The sequence below is a fragment of the Sphingomonas echinoides genome (assembly GCF_029623395.1).
Lineage (GTDB): Bacteria > Pseudomonadota > Alphaproteobacteria > Sphingomonadales > Sphingomonadaceae > Sphingomonas > Sphingomonas echinoides_A.
The window spans coordinates 26,428-43,597 of the sequence record NZ_JAPYKK010000024.1; the positions used below are offsets into that span (position 1 = coordinate 26,428).

Genomic DNA, 17,170 nt, shown 5'->3' on the forward strand with positions numbered 1-17,170 from the left:
AATGGAGCGAACCACGCAGGTCATCGGGCAGTCAGGCGCGTTTCTCGACGCGCTCGAACTCGCGAGCCGCGCCGCGGCGCTCGACCGCCCGGTGCTCGTGATCGGCGAGCGTGGAACGGGCAAGGAACTGGTCGCCGAACGCCTCCACCGCCTGTCGCCCCGCTGGGATCAGCCGCTGGTGATCATGAACTGCGCGGCACTGCCTGAGACGCTGATCGAAGCGGAACTGTTCGGTCATGAGGCGGGCGCGTTCACCGGCGCGACCAAGGCGCGGGCAGGGCGGTTCGAGGAAGCGCATCGCGGCACGCTGTTTCTCGACGAACTCGGCACGCTGTCGATGGCGGCGCAGGACCGGCTGCTGCGTGCGGTCGAATATGGCGAGGTGACGCGGATCGGATCGTCGCGGCCGATGCGGGTCGACGTGCGAATCGTGGCGGCGACCAACGAGCATTTGCCCGATAAGGTCGCGCGGCATCAGTTTCGCGCGGATCTGCTCGACCGGCTGAGTTTCGAGGTGGTGACGCTACCGCCATTGCGCGCGCGGGTCGACGACGTGATGGTGCTGGCCGAGCATTTCGGACGCCGGATGGCGGCGGAACTGCGGCGCGATGGCTGGGCGGGGTTTACCGATGCAGCGGAGGTGCAGCTGGAGGCCTATGACTGGCCCGGCAACGTCCGCGAGCTCCGCAACGTCGTGGAACGCGCGGTGTATCGCTGGGACCACGACACGCCGATCGACACGATCGTATTCGATCCGTTTCACTCGCCGCACCGCCCGGCGACATCGCTGGCATCCGTCCCGTCGCGGGCCCCGTCCGTCGCAGCACCCGAGGCGGTCGACTCCCCGCCGCCGCCCTGCGCGGATCCGGTCCAGCCGATGGATTACAAGGCGCGGCTTGCGCGATTCGAATGCGAAATGCTGCAGACCGCGCTGGCGGACAACCGCTTCAACCAGCGCGCGACCGCCGAGGCGCTGGGGCTGAGTTACGACCAGTTGCGCCACGCGTTGAAGCGGCACGGCCTGATTTCGAACGCTTCTTCCGAATCGGTTGCGTAACGAGCAGCTGGGACCCATTTCGCCCAAGCGACGTTGGGTGAGCGACCCCGTCATTATCAAAGGAGACGAGCCTTGGCTTTCGAACTTCCCCCGCTGCCTTATGCCTATGACGCGCTGGAGCCGACGATCTCGAAGGAGACGATGACGTTCCACCACGACAAGCATCATGCGGCCTACACCAACAAGCTCAACGAGGGCGTCGCTGCCGATCCCAAGCTCGAGGGCAAGTCGATCGAGGATATCCTCGGAATGATCTCGACGTTGCCGCCGCTCGTGCGCAACAATGGTGGCGGTTTCTGGAACCACGACTTCTTCTGGAAGATCATGGCACCGGCCGGCACGACCAAGCCATCGGGCGCGCTCGCCGAGGCGATCGAGACCTATGGCGGCCTCGACAAGCTCAAGGAAGATTTCAACACCAAGGGTGCGGGCCAGTTCGGTTCGGGCTGGGCGTGGGTGATCAAGGATTCGTCGGGCGCGCTCAAGGTCGTGTCGACGCCGAATCAGGACAACCCCCTGATGGACGATGCCAAGGACAAGGGCACTCCGATCCTCGGCAACGACGTGTGGGAGCACGCTTATTACCTGACGTACATGAACGACCGTCCGGGCTATCTGAAGGCCTGGTGGGACGTCGTGAACTGGGACGAGGCCGGCAAGCGCTTCGACGGCGCAAGCGCCTGAGGTTCCGCGCCACCCCGGCCCGTCCGGGGTGGCGAAACGAGCGGTTGCACGAAATGCACTCGTTAACGCTCACATTGCAGTTGATCTAATCCCTGCTGCACTGCACAAAGAGTGTGCCTTTCAGGCATCCTCTCCTAAAACTTTTACGGCCGGTCGAAAGACCGGCCTTTTTTTTGTCGAAACCGCTGCTATGGTTCTGGTGCTGTCGTAGCGCCGGACAAAAAATAGAAACGCAGGACGAGGGACGCCGCCGGAAAGACCGGCAACGGCGACACGATTGCCGGGGGATCGAGCAGAGTTTGCTCTCCCCCGCGATTTCTCTTCAAACTAGTCGCTGGATCACCGGATCATGCCCCCGCGCGCCGAAGCCGCGGCTTCGCGAGTCGCGATCTACTCCTGCGGCGGGATCGGCGGCTCTTCGCCCATCTGAAATCCATGCTTCATCAGCATCGGCACGTTCGCAAATGCGAAAATCAAGGTGAGGGGAATCACGCCCCACAGCTTGAACCCGAGCCAGAACCCGTAGCTGAATTCGTGCCGGACCACCTCGTTCAGCACCGCGAGGCAGGCGAAGAACACCGCCCAGTTGATCGTCAGCTTGCGCCACCCGGTTTCGTTAAGGCCCGGATAGGCCGAATCGAGGAAAAGGCTGAGCAGCGGCCGCCCCGTGACGAGCCCGAACACCAGGATTGCCGACAACATCGCGTAGATGACGGTCGGCTTGATCTGGATAAATTCCTTGCTGTGGAAATACAGCGTCAACCCGCCGAACACGAGCACCAGCGTGCCGGTCATCCACAGCATCGGGGAAATCCGGCCGGATTTGACGAGCGAATAGATCATCGCTGCGACGCTCGCGACCATGAACGCCGCGGTCCCGGCGATCAGTTTCACCATGTCCAGACCAGGGGTCAGGAAATTGACGAGGAAGAAGATCGCGATCGGGCCGATGTCGACCGCGAGGCGCTGGCCCGCGGAAAGCGGGGGTTTGGACGGAAGAGAAGGGGTGGTGGTCATTTGCGGACCCCTTCCACGCCCGCGATGATCCGCGCAACCTCGTTCGAATCGAACGGGCGCAGATCGCCCATGCCTTCGCCGATCCCGATCGCATGGATCGGCAGGCCATATTTCTCCGCCGCCGCGACGAGCACGCCGCCGCGCGCGGTGCCGTCCAGCTTGGTCATGACGAGGCCGGTGACGCCCGCCGATTCCTTGAACACCTCGATCTGGTTGAGCGCGTTCTGCCCCGTCGTCGCATCGAGCACGAGCAACACGTCATGCGGCGACTCGACGTTGAGCCGCCCCAGCACGCGGCGGATCTTGGACAGTTCGTCCATCAGCTCGCGCTTGTTCTGGAGGCGCCCGGCGGTGTCGACGATCAGCACGTCGATCCCGGTCGCGGTCGCCTGCTTGACCGCTTCATAGACGATTCCCGCCGCGTCGCCGCCTTCCTTGCCGCTGATGATCGGCACGCCCGCGCGCTCCGCCCAGGTCGCGAGCTGCCCGATCGCGGCAGCGCGGAATGTGTCGCCTGCCGCGAGCATCACGCCGTAATCCTGTTCCTTGAGCAGATGCGCGAGCTTGGCGATCGTCGTCGTCTTGCCCGAACCGTTGACGCCGATGACGAGGATGACGTGCGGGCGCGGGAAGCCGGTGATTTCGAGCGGGACCGCGACGGTGTCGAGGACCTTCTCGATTTCCTCGGCGACGACGAGGCGGATGCCGAGTTCCTCCATGTCGCGCTCGAACACGCCGGTCGACAGGCGGCGGCGGATCCGCGCGGCGGTCTCCGGGCCGAGATCGGACGCGATCAACGCTTCTTCGATCTCGTCGAGCGTCTTCGTGTCGAGCGGCCCGGTGCCAAGACCGGCGAGATTGCCGATCAGGCGGTCCGACGTGCGCTTGAACCCGCCGAGGAGTTTGTCGTGCCAGCTTGGGGTCATGCGAGGGTCTCTTGTAAGATACTATGCGGACTCGCCGCGGGCCGGGGCTCAGTCGAGCTGTTTGACGTTGCGTAAGGAAGCGCCGTTGCGGTCAGCATGCTACCGTCGCTCCCGGTGATCCGCACCTGCCCGACGGACCCTACGGGCAGCGAAGCAAACCGCGCCTCGGCGAAGCTGCCGATATGCCCGCGGTCGCCGGGACGCTCGACGAGGACGTCCTGCGTCGTGCCGACTAACCCGTCCAGCCACGCCGCCTTGCGTACCGCCGCCGCCGCGCGCAGCAACGCAGCCCGACGCTTGCGGACCGGAACCGGAACTGCGGGCATCCGCGCGGCGGGGGTGCCGTCGCGCTCCGAATACGGGAAAATATGCGCGTGGACGATGTCGCAATCGTCGATCAGCGCCAGCGTGTCGGCGAACATCGCGTCATCCTCGGTCGGGAAGCCCGCGATCAGGTCTGCGCCGATCGCGATCTCAGGCCGGGCGGTCTTGAGCCGATCGACCAGCGCCACGCTGTCGGCACGCGCGTGGCGGCGCTTCATCCGCTTGAGGATCATGTCGTTCCCCGCCTGGAGCGATAGGTGGACATGCGGCATCACCCGCGCTTCCTGCGTCAGCAAGGCGAACAGCCGGTCATCGATCTCGACTCCGTCGAGCGACGACAGGCGCAGGCGCTCGAGCGCGGGCACATGCCGCAGGATCCGTTCGACCAGCAGCCCGAGGCTCGGCGCGCCCGGGAGGTCGGGGCCGTAACTGGTCAGGTCGACCCCGGTCAGCACGACCTCGCGATGCCCCGCATCGACCAGCCCAGCGATCTGATCGATCACCGCGCCCGCCGGGACCGAGCGACTGTTGCCGCGCCCATAGGGAATGACACAGAAGGTGCAGCGATGGTCGCAGCCATTCTGCACCTCGACAAAGGCGCGCGCGTGCGTCGCGAACACGGCCGCCAGTTGCGGCGCGGTGTCGCGCGCGGTGAGGATATCGCCGACGACCACCGCTTCGTCCGAAGCCCACGCCGCAGCCGAGCGTTTCTCGACGTTACCGAGCACCCGGTCGACTTCGGGCATTGCCGCGAAGCTCACAGGGTCGATCTGTGCGGCGCACCCGGTGACGACGATCTGCGCGTTGGGTCGGTCGACGCGTGCGCGGCGGATCGCCTTGCGGGTCTCTGCAACCGCGCTGTTGGTGACCGCGCAACTGTTGATCACCACCGTATCGCCGCCGACCGCAAGCGCGCGAATCGCTTCGCTTTCTGCGATATTGAGACGGCAGCCAAGGCTGATGATCCGCGGTTCGGGCATGGCGGCGATCTAGGGACGGTACGGGGCGAAGTCCATGCGTGGCACGTCCCCCGGTTCAGGCGCTACGCCGCGTGTCCGTACCGGATACGGCAGCGATCCCGGCTGCGGGCTTCTGCAACAGGCGGCGCTCGGCCAGCAGGCGCCGCGTGTTCGCCACGCTCATCGGCTGGCCGTAGAGGTGGCCCTGTCCCATGGCGCAGCCCAGCATGCGCAGGCGCTCCTCGATTCGGATGTCCTCGATTCCCTCGGCGGTGATCGGCAGATTGAGGCTTTCGCCCAGGCGGGTGATCGCCGTGACGATCGCGGTGCTTTCCGCGCTGCGCTCGATCGACATGATGAGGCTGCGATCGATCTTGACGTGATCGAACGGCAGCGCGCGCAAATGCGCCAGCGCGGAGAAGCCGGTTCCGAAATCATCCAGGGCGATCCGGACTCCCTGATTCTTGAGGCTTCCGACGATCGACTGGGTCAGGGCAAGATTGTCGATCAACGCGGTTTCGGTGATCTCGATCTCGAGCCGGTTTGCCGGGAATCCCGTTTCGGTCAGGACCTTGATCACCTTTTGCGCCATCCACGCATCGCGGAACTGGAGCGGCGAGAAGTTGACCGAAAGCGACAGGCCCGCATCCCAGTCGCGCGCCGCATGAAACGCCTGCTGCATGAGCGACATCGACAGGTCGCTGATCAGCCCGGTCTGCTCGGCGATCGGGATGAACACCGAGGGGCTGATCATGCCTCGCGTCGGATGCGCCCACCGGGCGAGGACCTCGAACCCGGTAATCCTCCCGCTCACCAGATCGACCTGCTGTTCGAAATAGGGGACGATCTCGCCGTTGGGGATTGCGTTGCGCAATTCGGTTTCAAGGTCGTTGCGCGCCTTCAACTCGCGCTCCATCGACTGGTCGAACCAGGCGAACCGGTTGCGACCGGCGTTCTTCGCCGCGTACATCGCGGTGTCGGCCGACCGCATCAGCGCATCGAAGCCAGCGCACCCGGTGTCGGACCGCGCGATGCCGACGGAGGCCGAGATATGAAGATGCAAGCCATCGGCATGGAACGGGCGCGCCAGCCGCGTGACGATGGCTTCCGCCACCTGTTCGACTTGCGCGGGCAGCATCGGATCGAACGGGAATGCGCAGGCAAATTCGTCGCCACCCAGCCGCGCTGCCACCGCAAATGGAGGCATCGCTTCGGCAATCTCGCGCGCGACCGCCTTCAGCAACGCATCGCCCGTGGCGTGCCCATGCAGATCGTTGACCATCTTGAAGTAATCGAGATCGAGCAGGAGCAACGCCATCGCGGTCTGGCGACCCGTGGCTTGTTCGAACCCGGTGGCCTGCCCGAACATCTTGGCCCCGGTTTCCGCGAGGCTGCGGCGGTTGAGGAACCCGGTTAGCGGGTCCTTCGCGGCGAGTTGATGCGCGCGTTCCTCGGCGGCGGCGCGCACGTCGACCTCACGCAGCAAGAGACGGTTGTGCCGCCAGCCGATCAGGATCAGCGCGATGTTGAGCAACAGTGCGATCACCAGCGCCTGGTCGATCTGTTCGCCGCGACCGAGATAATGTTGCAGCGCGTTGGACATGGCTGCGCTGCCGAGCGCGACGAACAACAGGATCGCCCCAGTCGTGATGGCACCATTGACCACGCCGGGCGCCAACGACGTCCGGACGCTTTCTGCCTCTTCCTGACGGAATCCTCTGTCGCGTCTCATCATTTAGGATCAACCTTCCGTGCGTCGCCCATCTCACGGGATACATGTACAGGTGGTTAAACCCCGAGAGTTGCAGCGACGAACGCGTTGATGTAAGGGACGAACCGATCGCTCCACCGTGAAGCGTGAAGGCTGTCCTGCGGGACTACGCCGGCCGACGAGGTTTCGTCCGCCGGCGCTCTTTGCGTTACGCGGCGGATGCGCTGAATTGGAAGGGTTTTTTCGGATGTTCGAGAGCCTGAGCGACCGCCTTGGCGGTGTGTTTGATCGGTTGCGGGGGCGCGGTGCGCTGACTGAGGCCGACGTGCGTGCGGCGATGCGCGAAGTCCGAGTCGCGTTGCTCGAGGCCGACGTCGCGCTGCCGGTGGCGCGCGATTTCGTCGATCGCGCGACCGAGCAGGCGGTGGGCCAGAACGTGCTGCGCTCGGTCACGCCGGGGCAGCAGGTCGTCAAGATCGTCAACGATGCGTTGGTCGAGATGCTGGGTGCGGAAGCGTCCGAGCTCGAACTCGACGTCTCGCCGCCCGCGATCATCATGATGGTCGGCCTGCAGGGCTCGGGCAAGACGACGACGACCGCCAAGATCGCGCTGCGCCTTGCCAAGCGGCAGGGCAAGAAGGTGCTGATGGCGTCGCTCGACGTCAACCGCCCGAACGCGCAGGAGCAGCTCGCCGTCCTCGGCACGCAGGCGGAGGTTTCGACCCTGCCGATCGTCGCGGGGCAGCAGCCGGTCGATATCGCGCGGCGCGCGGTGCAGGCGGCGAAGCTGCAAGGCTTCGATGTCCTGATGCTCGATACCGCGGGTCGTCTCCACGTCGACCAAGCGTTGATGGACGAGATGCGCGCGGTCACCGAGGTGACCAAGCCGACCGAGATCCTGCTCGTCGTCGACTCGCTGACCGGTCAGGATGCGGTCAACGTCGCGCAGAACTTCTCGGATCAGGTGCCGCTGACCGGTGTCGTGCTGACCCGCATGGACGGCGATGCGCGCGGTGGTGCGGCGCTGTCGATGCGCGCCGTCACCGGCAAGCCGATCAAGTTCGCGGGCATGGGCGAAAAGCTCGAGGCGCTCGAGGCGTTCGATCCGAAGCGGGTCGCGGGCCGGATCCTCGGCATGGGCGACGTCGTCGGCCTCGTCGAGCGTGCGGCGGAAGCGATCCAGGTCGAGGACGCCGAGAAGATGGCGGCCAAGCTCGCCAAAGGCGAGTTCGACCTCGACGATCTGCGCGCGCAGCTCGGGCAGATGCGCCGCATGGGTGGCCTCGGCGCGCTCGCGGGGATGATCCCCGGCATGGCCAAGGCCAAGCAGGCGATGGCCTCGGGCGCGATGGACGAGAAGATCCTCGTCCGCTTCGACGCGATGATCACGTCGATGACGCCCAAGGAGCGCCGCAAGCCCGAACTGCTCAACGCCAAGCGCAAGATCCGCGTCGCCAAGGGCTCCGGCACGACCGTGCAGGACGTCAACAAGCTCCTGAAGATGCATCAGGAAATGGCGAACGCCATGAAGAAGATCAAAAAGATGGGCGGGCTGAAAGGCATGGCCAAGCTGTTTGGTGGTGGCGGCGGCATGGGCGGTCTGGGCGGCGGTGGCGGCCCGGACGGCGCGGGTGGCCTCGGTGGTCTCGGCGGGATTGATCCGTCCAAGATGTTCAGCGGCGGTGGCGGGGGTCTTCCCGGCCTCGGCGGCGGCCAGACGAAGCTCCCTCCGGGCTTCGAGAATTTGCTCAAGAAGAAGTGATCGCCATGCGGCCTTGAGCCGCTGGCAAAACCCAAGAACGACCAAGAAGGAAGTAGTTTACAATGGCAATCAGCATTCGTCTGTCGCGTGGCGGCTCCAAGAAGCGTCCGTACTACCGCATCGTCGTCGCCGATGCGCGCAGCCCGCGCGACGGCAAGTTCATCGAGAAGCTGGGCACGTACAACCCGCTCCTCGCCAAGGACGACGAGAAGCGCATCATTCTCGACGCCGACCGCGCGAAGCATTGGCTGAGCGTCGGCGCGCAGCCGACCGATCGTGTCGCACGCTTCCTCGACGTCGCGGGCATCCGTGAGCGCGCTGCACGCAGCAACCCGAACAAGGGCAAGCCGGGCGAGAAGGCTACCGAGCGCGCAGAAGAGCGTGAGAAGAAGATCGCCGACGCAGAAGAGGCAAAGGCAGCAGCAGCGGCAGCCGCCGCTGAAGCAGCCGCAGCGCCTGCGCCTGCCGAAGCAACCGAAGATGCGACCAACGAGGGCGAGAGCGCCTCGGCACCGGTCGAAGGCTGATGTCGGCCGACTCCCCCGTTACGCTTGCCGTCGTGATCGGCGCGCATGGAGTCACGGGGGAGGTGCGTCTCAAGGTCTTCACCGAGGACCTTGGGCAGTACAAACTGTTCAACGGCGGCGCACTGACCCTCAAGTCGGTGCGCCCCGGCAGCAACGGCGCGATCGCACGGATCGCCGAAGTGACCGACCGCAACGCCGCCGAGGCGATGCGCGGGACCGAGCTGACCGTGCCGCGTTCTGCGTTACCGCCTTTGGAAGAGGGCGAATATTATCATGCCGATCTGCTCGGCCTGCCGGCGGTATCGCTGGAAGGTGAGGCGCTCGGCCATGTCGTGGCGATCGACGATTTCGGCGCGGGCGACGTGCTCGAGATCGAGCGGCCCGACAAGAAGCGCTTCATGATCCCGATGAACGCTGAGGCGGTTCCCGAGTGGAACGCCGAGCGCGTGGTCGTGGACGGGGCGTTCATCGTTTAATCTGAATGCGGACGACCGGCGCGTAAGGCCCGACAGCCTTCTGTTCTCCTGCGAAAGCAGGAGTCTAGGGTTACGCGTACGTCGTGCCGTTATTCTGCCGGACCCTGGGTTCCTGCTTTCGCAGGAACACGGCGGGGGCGTTACGCCGCCTCGTTGAACTGCAGGCTGGCAAGCCGCGCGTAGAGGCCATTCTGGCCGATCAGCGCGCCATGCGATCCCTGTTCGACGATCTGCCCATCACGCATCACGATGATCCGCTTCGCCGCACGCACGGTCGCGAGGCGATGTGCGATGACGAGCGTGGTGCGGTGGTCCATCAGCCGCTCGAGCGCCTCCTGCACCAGCCGTTCGCTCTCCGCGTCGAGCGCGCTGGTCGCTTCGTCGAGCAGCAGGATCGGCGCATCGCGCAGCAATGCGCGCGCGATCGCGACGCGCTGGCGCTGCCCGCCGGACAGGCGCGCGCCGCTCTCACCGAGGAAGGTGTCGAGCCCTTCGGGGAGCTTGCGCAGGAATTCGGCGGCATTGGCGGCCTCGGCGGCGGCCCATAACTCGTCGTCATGCGCGCTCCAGCGACCGTAGCGCAGATTGTCACGCGCGGTCGCGCCGAAGATCACGGTCTCCTGCGGCACCATCGCAATTCGTGCGCGGACTTCCGCCGGATCGGCATCGCGCAGGTCGACACCGTCGATCCGCACCGCGCCCGCATCGGGATCGTAGAAGCGCTGGATCAGCTGGAACAACGTGGTCTTGCCCGCTCCGGACGGGCCGACGATCGCGACCGTCTCCCCGCTCAGGATATCGAGCGAGAAGTCGTGGAGCGCGGCGACGTCCTGCCGTGTCGGATAGCGGAATTCGACATGATCGAACGACACCGTGCCGCGCGCAGGAACGGGAAGAACGGCGGGCGCCGCCGGGGCAGCGATCTCGGGTTCTTCGTTGAGCAGTTCCGCAAGCCGCTCGGCAGCCCCCGACGCGCGCAGCAGGTCGCCGTAGACCTCGGTCAGCGCGCCGAACGCGCCCGTCACCAGACCCGCCGTGAAGATGAACGCGGTCAGCGCGCCACCCGTCAGCCGTCCCGCCGAAACGTCCGCGAGCGTCGTCCACATCAGCAGCGTCACCGCCCCGAAGATCAGGCCGATCACCAGCGCGGTCATGATCGCGCGGATGCGGATCCGGCGCTTGGCGGCGGCGAAGCTGCGTTCGACCGCACCGGCGAAGCGTTCGGTTTCGCGCTGTTCCTGCCCGAACGCCTGGACGATTTTCATCGCGCCGAACGTCTCGACCGCCATCGCGCCGATGTCGGCGATGCGATCCTGGCTGGAGCGCGAATAGGCCTGCACGCGGCGCCCGAGCAGCACGATAGGCAGTACCATCACCGGAATACCGAGCAACAACAGCCCGGCAAGTTTCGGCGCGAGCGCGAACAGCGAGATGATCCCGCCGATCCCGGTGAGCACGTTACGCAGCGCGACCGACACGGTGGTGCCCACCGCATTCTCGATCTGCGCCGTATCCGACGTCAGCCGGGAGGCGACTTCCGAGGGGCGATTCTCCTCGAACCAGCGCGGCGCGAGCCGGAGTAGGTTCGCCTGTACCGCGGTGCGGATGTCCGCGACGGTCCGCTCGCCAAGCCACGACACAAAATAAAAGCGCACCGCCGTCGCAATCGCCAGCACTGCGACCAACCCGAACAATCCGTAGAACACTCGATCGATATGTTCGGAATTGCCCGCCGAGCTGAACCCGCGATCGATCACCGACTTGAAGGTCCATGGAATGTACAGCGTCGTCGCCGACGTCGTCAGCAACGCCAGCAGCGCGATCGTGAGTTGGGCCGGGTAGCGCGACCCGTAATGCCAGATCATCAGCAAATTGCTGAGCTTCCGACGGCCGGGTGGCGCGGTATCGCTCGCATTGGGGTTGGGCTGGGGCGCGGCTTGGACGGGGTCTGCCATGGCGAACGCCTAGCAGGGACGGACGAGCGCCTCAATCGGGGTGCATCGTATTCCTCTGTCGCGCGTAGTAGCGCTGAACGCCATTCGTCCGGTTGCGGGACTGCGGATGCATATGGTGATAGAATCGTAAGCCCGGTATGCTAGAAGGCCGCTTATGCTGTACAATGCCTATGAAATTCAGAAGTCCATGCTCGCCGGAGCGAGCGCCATGGCCGACTTCAGCGCCGGCTGGCTGAGCAACCCGTCCAACCCGTTCTCCTACTTCGGTGGCGGCGCGGTGATGGGGTCGGCGCTCGAGGTGTTCGCGCACGCCGCCGCGCCGCGCGGCAAGCCGGAGTTCGGGCTCGACACCACGCAGATCGACGGCAAGACGGTTGCCGTGTCCGAGGAAATCGTTGCGCGCAAGCCCTTCGGCCAGCTCAAGCGGTTCGTCCGCGAAGGCGTCGAGACGGGACCAAAGCTGCTGATCGTTGCGCCGATGTCGGGGCATTACGCCACGTTGCTGCGCGGGACGGTCGAGCGAATGCTGCCGGTGGCGGACGTCTACATCACCGACTGGCGTGACGCGAAGCTGGTGCCGCTGTCCGACGGCAAGTTCGATCTCGACGACTACATCGATTATCTGATCGAGTTTCTCGAGGCGATCGGGCCGGGTGCGCACATGCTCGCCGTGTGCCAGCCGTCGGTGCCGTGTTACGCCGCAGCCTGTGTCATGAGCGCGGACAAGAACCCGTGCCGCCCCAAGACGCTGACGATGATGGGCGGCCCGGTCGACACGCGCGAAGCGCCGACCTCGGTCAACACGCTCGCGACCGAGCGCCCGCACAGCTGGTTCAGCCAAAACGTCATCGCGACGATCCCGGCGATGCATCCGGGCGCTGGCCGCAAGGTCTATCCGGGGTTCCTACAATTGGCGGGCTTCATGTCGATGAACCTCGGCAGCCACATGATGTCGCATTACGAGATGTTCAAACATCTGGTCGTGGGCGAAGATTTGGAAGCGGACGCGACCAAGCGCTTCTATGAGGAATATCGCTCGGTCTGCGACATGACCGCGGAATTCTACCTTCAGACGATCGACGTGGTGTTCCAGGACCATTCGCTCCCCAAGGGGACGATGACGCATCGCGGACGACCGGTCGATCCGGGTGCGATCACCGATATCGCAATCCTCGCGATCGAGGGCGAGAAGGATGACATTTCGGGGCTGGGGCAGACCCGTGCGGCATTGACGATCGCGACCAATTTGCCGGATGACAAGAAGCGTTATTACATGGCCGAGGGTGCCGGCCATTACGGGATCTTCAACGGGTCGAAGTGGCGCAACAAGGTCGCGCCGGTCGTCGAGGAATGGATGAAAGCGCACGGCTGAGGTGCTGCATCGAACGGCATTTCCAAACCCGGCGTCACCCTGAACTCGTTTCAGGGTCCACTCCACCGCAAGTCCGGTCCGAGCCTGTAGCACGGTGGATGCTGAAACAAGTTCAGCATGACGTCCCGCAGGACGGAGGCTGCGACATTTCCAAACCCGGCGTCACCCTGAACTCGTTTCAGGGTCCACCGCGCCGCAAGTCCGGTCTGAGCCTGCTGCGCGGTAGATGCTGAAACGAGTTCAGCATGACGGCATGGCGGGTGTCCGTGGCACCTTTATACTCAACGGCCCTCTGGACACGTTTCAAACTTCACAGCACTGAACGTGCGGTCCGTGCGGGATCCCGGCACGTGGCCGGGATCCCGCAGCACTGTCTTAGGCCGCGGTCGTGCTGACCTTGGCGTGGCTGCTGCTCTCGTCTGCGGTAATCGTGCCGCCGAACAGCATCTTGACGCGACCGGTCAGCGAAATGTCGGTCTCCCACAACTCTGCACTGTCGATGTCCATCCGCAGCAGCGCAAGGTTGGGGTCTTCCTTGCCTTGCGGGAACCAGGCCTCGACCTGCTTGCTCCATAGCTTGTCGATCATGGCCTTGTCATTGTCTTGGCGGATCGTGCCGGCCAGGCACGCGAAATAGTCATGCCCCTTGGACACGAACTGCGCCATCACCGCGCCGCCATCGGCCAAGCGATTGTCCTTGCCGGTGAAGAAGAACAAAGTGTCGACCAGATCCTTGTCGAGCTGCGCCATCAGCGGCTCGCTGTGCGACGATCCGTCGGCCTTGCCCACCATGAGGTAGGGGCTGTCGGCCATCTTCTTCCACAGCGTCTCTTTGATTTCCTGGGTGTCGGCCATGCGTGTCTCTCCTTGAGGATGGTTCGGGAAGGAAACGACGGGACGCTAGGTTGGTTGCCCTGGATTTTTCGCAGTGTCATGGGCAAGATGTCGCGAAGACGATGGATCGCCGTTAGGAATGGCGACGTGCTCGGGAAAGACCATTTCCATCCGAATTTGCGGATATCCAAAGTCTCCATTAGTCATTCTGTCGGCGGCAATCCGGCCGCTAAGATGAGAGGTAGACCTATGGCGGTCGCCGATCTGTGCCTGATCCTGGGCGTGATCTTCGCCTTCACGACATTGGTCCTGAAGATCATCGAAATGGCACGCAGAGACTAAGGTGCACGGGCGGGGCTCGGTCTGACAGCCGAGCCCCAAACGTATTGAGCCCCGGTCGCTGACACGACCGGGGCTCGTTATGAGAGGCGCCTATGACTTCGCCGATCACTACATAGACGAAATCTGCCTCGAGTTCAATTACAGGACTTCGAACAACCCAGCCGCACCCTGGCCACCGCCGATGCACATGGTGACGACGACGTATTTCGCGCCACGACGCTTGCCTTCGATCAGCGCATGGCCGGTCGCGCGCGCGCCGGTCATGCCGTAGGGATGGCCGATCGAGATCGCGCCGCCCGAGACGTTGAGCAGCTCATCCGGAATGTCGAGCTTGTCGCGGCAATACAGCACCTGCACCGCGAACGCCTCGTTGAGCTCCCACAGGCCGATGTCGTCCATCTTGAGGTTGAAGCGCTCAAGCAGCTTGGGGATCGCGAAGACCGGGCCGATCCCCATCTCGTCGGGCTCGGTGCCAGCCACCGCCATGCCGACATAACGGCCAAGCGGGGCGAGGCCGCGCTTCGAGGCGAGCGACTCTTCCATCAGCACCGAGGCGGACGACCCGTCCGACAGCTGGCTGGCGTTGCCCGCGGTCACGTTCATCCCCGGGCCCATCACGGGCTGGAGCGACTGGAGACCCTCGAGCGTCGTCTCGGGGCGGTTGCCTTCGTCCTTGGAGAGCGTGATCTCCTTGTGAGTGACTTCCTTGGTTTCCTTGTTGGTCACCGCCATCGTTGCGGTGACGGGGACGATCTCCTGGTCGTAATAGCCCGCTGCCTGTGCGGCGGCAGTTCGCTGCTGCGACTTGAGCGCATATTCGTCGCACGCTTCGCGGCTGATGTTGTAGCGCTTGGCGACGACTTCCGCCGTGCCGAGCATCGCCATGTACACGTCCTTGTGCATCGCGATCAGTTCGGGGTCGGCGGCGAAGCGCATCTGCGGGGTCTGGACGAGGCTGATGCTCTCGACCCCGCCGCCGATCGTGACGTCCATATTGTCGGTGATGATCTGCTTGGCGGCGGTGGCTATCGCCATCAGGCCGCTGGCGCACTGGCGGTCGACCGACATGCCCGGCACGGTGACGGGGAGGCCGGCGCGGAGCAGCGAGGTGCGGGCGATGTTGCCAGCCTGGTGACCTTGCTGGAGCGCGCAGCCGAACACGACGTCATCGACCATGCCACCGTCGATCCCGGCGCGCTCGACGGCGGCCTTGATCGCGTGGCTGGCGAGGGTCGGGGCAGGGGTGTTGTTGAACGCACCGCGATAGGCGCGGCCGATCGGGGTGCGGGCGGTGGAAACGATGACGGCTGAACGCATCGGACTTCTCCTTTTCAAAGCCCTTCCCCTTCAGGGGAGGGGTTGGGGGTGGGGACGTGGGATGCAGGCAGCCGGTACGTTCGCGGCACGGCCCCACCCCAACCCCTCCCCCGAGGGGGAGGGGCTTTTTTAAGAATCACACGAAAATCTGCGACATCCATTCGGCAATCATGGCGGGCTTCTGCTCGCCCTCGATCTCGACCGTGAATTCGTTGGTCTGCTGCCACTGGCCGGGTCGCTTCTCGATCAGCTCGAGCAACTTGAACCGACCACGCACACGCTTGCCCGAGCGCACCGGCTGGAGGAAACGAACTTTGTTGCCCCCGTAATTGATGCCCATCTTTACGCCCTCGATCTGCACCGCATCGATGATCTTGGACGACAGCAACGGCATCAGCGACAGCGTCAGGAAGCCGTGCGCGATCGTGCCGCCGAACGGCGTCATCGCCGCCATCTGCGGATTGACGTGGATGAACTGGTGATCGCCCGTGGCATCGGCGAACTTGTCGATCATTTCCTGGCTCACCTCGACCCAGTCGGACACCTGCTCACTGCCGATACGGCTCGCCAGTTCCTGGATGGTAATCGTCGTCACGGCATTCCCCTGAAGGCGGCACACTAAAATAGTATCGATCGGGAAATGGCACCCGGGCGCGCTGCATGCAAGCACCGCAGAAACCCGCAACCGGAACATTACGAAGGCCGTAGCGTTAAGGTACAGGAATTCACGATCGAGTCGGTTGCCAAGAGCGAACCCGATATTCAAAAACGTGCTTTCGACGATTCGGATAATACGTAATGCGAGGCGGGAGATGGGTCGAACGGACCATCTTTCGACACCATATCGTCACGAAAAATAGTCAATAGGAATGAAACCGTTCTTTCGACGGATGGCATCCCCGACGGATCGCTGCATACCCCTCCTACATTCTTCCAACATCGTATGGAAGTCAGCGGGGCATTTGAAAATGCGAGTAGCTATGAAACAGCGGCCAGAAAATCGGGGCGAAATGTACGTGGTGCGCGACATGCGCACCAACGAGTGCGCGGCGCAGGACGTTGTGCCGCTCGACCATCTGGCACATCTCACCATGCGCGCGTTGCAGGTGTCGGTCGCGGTGATCGTGGTGGATGGCGGCGCGAACCGCTGGACTCAGCGCCAGGTGGGTGTGGCCGTCGACGGTGCGTGTCTTACCGTCGCGGATCGCGACCAAAGCTCGCTTGCCGCCCTGGCGAACCCGGTGACGGCGGAAACCGAAGGCTTCGCGTTTTATGTCGCGACGCCGCTTCGCGACCCGTTGGGTGTTCGGATCGGTACGCTCGCGGTCCTGGACGAACGGTTGCGTTCGGTATCCGAAGACGACCTGACGACGTTGCGGGAAATGGCGGGGGTTATCGAGCGCCTGGCGTGAGCGCTGGGGCGCTCAGGAGCGGATGGTAGACGCGACGCCCTTGCGCGTCAGGATGGCATCGCGCGCGGTTGGTTCATCGCCAGTGCCGATCAGGAAGAATTCCACGGACAACATCCCATCGTCGATCAATGTCTGGACGATCCGGACGAATGCCTTGGCTTCAGGCGAAAATTCACTTCCCAGCCGAGTAGGGGAGAGATTCACCGGATTGGGCCAACTCTTCCGAAGATAGGCAAGGGTCGCCTGATTAAGGCGCACCTCGATGCTATCCGGATCGTCGGGGACCCATTGCAAAGCCACTATTATTGCCCCCAATACAACGGCGTCGTGCTAAAATCCCGTCAGATGTATCTGGGATAGTTCCGTGCGCTCCAAGTATACAGGCAATTTATAGGTCAAGAACGGTTCAAAAGCCAGTCTGGAAGCATCCGTTTGGGTGTCGCACCTAATAATGAAATACTATCTCATACTAATGGTGTACGGCGCATTCTGTAT

16 protein-coding genes are annotated in these 17,170 nt (G+C 64.0%); 7 read left to right on the forward strand and 9 right to left on the reverse strand.

What is annotated here, in order from left to right; genetic code table 11:
* The first annotated feature begins 1 nt into the window (after nucleotide 1).
* Complete coding sequence (gene pspF / locus QBJ92_RS13890; RefSeq protein ID WP_277970299.1) at nucleotides 2–1,057, forward strand: phage shock protein operon transcriptional activator; 1,056 nt, start codon at nucleotides 2–4, stop codon at nucleotides 1,055–1,057.
* A gap of 72 nt (nucleotides 1,058–1,129) precedes the next feature.
* Nucleotides 1,130–1,741 (forward strand): superoxide dismutase, encoded by a 612-nt coding sequence (locus QBJ92_RS13895; RefSeq protein WP_242182054.1) that lies wholly within the window; start codon nucleotides 1,130–1,132, stop codon nucleotides 1,739–1,741.
* Between the two features lie 390 nt (nucleotides 1,742–2,131).
* Here QBJ92_RS13895 and QBJ92_RS13900 read toward each other — a convergent pair whose 3' ends face one another.
* The 4 genes from QBJ92_RS13900 to QBJ92_RS13915 are packed head-to-tail and all read right to left on the reverse strand — an operon-like array spanning nucleotide 2,132 to nucleotide 6,699.
* The gene (locus tag QBJ92_RS13900) at nucleotides 2,132–2,758 is read right to left on the reverse strand and encodes an inner membrane-spanning protein YciB (protein ID WP_277970300.1); all 627 of its coding nucleotides are present in this window, start codon (nucleotides 2,756–2,758) and stop codon (nucleotides 2,132–2,134) included.
* A complete protein-coding gene (gene ftsY, locus QBJ92_RS13905) occupies nucleotides 2,755–3,684 on the reverse strand; it encodes a signal recognition particle-docking protein FtsY (protein ID WP_277970301.1) in 930 nt (309 codons plus the stop codon). Before ftsY ends, QBJ92_RS13900 begins: the two co-directional genes overlap by 4 nt.
* Entirely contained in the window at nucleotides 3,681–4,988 is a 1,308-nt protein-coding gene (gene mtaB / locus QBJ92_RS13910; RefSeq protein WP_277970302.1) for a tRNA (N(6)-L-threonylcarbamoyladenosine(37)-C(2))-methylthiotransferase MtaB, read from the reverse strand. Before mtaB ends, ftsY begins: the two co-directional genes overlap by 4 nt.
* Before the next feature lie 55 nt (nucleotides 4,989–5,043).
* Nucleotides 5,044–6,699 carry a putative bifunctional diguanylate cyclase/phosphodiesterase gene (locus tag QBJ92_RS13915; RefSeq protein ID WP_431358407.1) on the reverse strand — a complete coding sequence of 552 codons (1,656 nt, stop codon included), beginning with the start codon at nucleotides 6,697–6,699 and terminating at the stop codon, nucleotides 5,044–5,046.
* Between the two features lie 226 nt (nucleotides 6,700–6,925).
* On the opposite strand from QBJ92_RS13915, the gene ffh reads away from it, so the two are divergent.
* The 3 genes from ffh (at nucleotide 6,926) to rimM (ending at nucleotide 9,443) form a co-directional block, all read left to right on the forward strand.
* Entirely contained in the window at nucleotides 6,926–8,440 is a 1,515-nt protein-coding gene (gene ffh, locus QBJ92_RS13920; RefSeq protein ID WP_277970304.1) for a signal recognition particle protein, read from the forward strand.
* Between the two features lie 62 nt (nucleotides 8,441–8,502).
* Nucleotides 8,503–8,967, forward strand: a complete 465-nt coding sequence (gene rpsP, locus QBJ92_RS13925; protein WP_277970305.1) for a 30S ribosomal protein S16 — start codon at nucleotides 8,503–8,505, stop codon at nucleotides 8,965–8,967.
* On the forward strand, nucleotides 8,967–9,443 hold the full coding sequence (rimM, locus tag QBJ92_RS13930) for a ribosome maturation factor RimM (protein ID WP_277970306.1): 477 nt from the start codon (nucleotides 8,967–8,969) through the stop codon (nucleotides 9,441–9,443). Before rpsP ends, rimM begins: the two co-directional genes overlap by 1 nt.
* A 140-nt stretch (nucleotides 9,444–9,583) precedes the next feature.
* On the opposite strand, the gene QBJ92_RS13935 is transcribed toward rimM, so the two are convergent.
* Nucleotides 9,584–11,398 carry an ABC transporter transmembrane domain-containing protein gene (locus QBJ92_RS13935; protein ID WP_277970307.1) on the reverse strand — a complete coding sequence of 605 codons (1,815 nt, stop codon included), beginning with the start codon at nucleotides 11,396–11,398 and terminating at the stop codon, nucleotides 9,584–9,586.
* 154 nt (nucleotides 11,399–11,552) lie between these two features.
* Between QBJ92_RS13935 and QBJ92_RS13940 the strand changes: the two genes are divergently transcribed.
* Entirely contained in the window at nucleotides 11,553–12,770 is a 1,218-nt protein-coding gene (locus tag QBJ92_RS13940) for a polyhydroxyalkanoate depolymerase (protein ID WP_277970308.1), read from the forward strand.
* 375 nt (nucleotides 12,771–13,145) lie between these two features.
* Here the strand turns inward: QBJ92_RS13940 and QBJ92_RS13945 are convergent, their stop codons facing one another.
* The 3 genes from QBJ92_RS13945 to QBJ92_RS13955 all read right to left on the reverse strand — a co-directional run bounded on the left by QBJ92_RS13945 (nucleotide 13,146) and on the right by QBJ92_RS13955 (nucleotide 15,858).
* On the reverse strand, nucleotides 13,146–13,625 hold the full coding sequence (locus QBJ92_RS13945; protein ID WP_277970309.1) for a pyridoxamine 5'-phosphate oxidase family protein: 480 nt from the start codon (nucleotides 13,623–13,625) through the stop codon (nucleotides 13,146–13,148).
* A 459-nt stretch (nucleotides 13,626–14,084) separates the two neighbouring features.
* The gene (locus QBJ92_RS13950; protein ID WP_277970310.1) at nucleotides 14,085–15,263 is read right to left on the reverse strand and encodes an acetyl-CoA C-acyltransferase; all 1,179 of its coding nucleotides are present in this window, start codon (nucleotides 15,261–15,263) and stop codon (nucleotides 14,085–14,087) included.
* 136 nt (nucleotides 15,264–15,399) lie between these two features.
* Entirely contained in the window at nucleotides 15,400–15,858 is a 459-nt protein-coding gene (locus tag QBJ92_RS13955; RefSeq protein ID WP_277970311.1) for a MaoC family dehydratase, read from the reverse strand.
* Nucleotides 15,859–16,243: 385 nt separating this feature from the next.
* Here QBJ92_RS13955 and QBJ92_RS13960 point away from each other — a divergent pair, with 385 nt between their 5' ends.
* Nucleotides 16,244–16,675 (forward strand): diguanylate cyclase, encoded by a 432-nt coding sequence (locus QBJ92_RS13960; RefSeq protein ID WP_277970312.1) that lies wholly within the window; start codon nucleotides 16,244–16,246, stop codon nucleotides 16,673–16,675.
* A 12-nt stretch (nucleotides 16,676–16,687) separates the two neighbouring features.
* Here the strand turns inward: QBJ92_RS13960 and QBJ92_RS13965 are convergent, their stop codons facing one another.
* Nucleotides 16,688–16,975 (reverse strand): hypothetical protein, encoded by a 288-nt coding sequence (locus tag QBJ92_RS13965; RefSeq protein WP_277970313.1) that lies wholly within the window; start codon nucleotides 16,973–16,975, stop codon nucleotides 16,688–16,690.
* Between the last annotated feature and the right edge of the window lie 195 nt (nucleotides 16,976–17,170).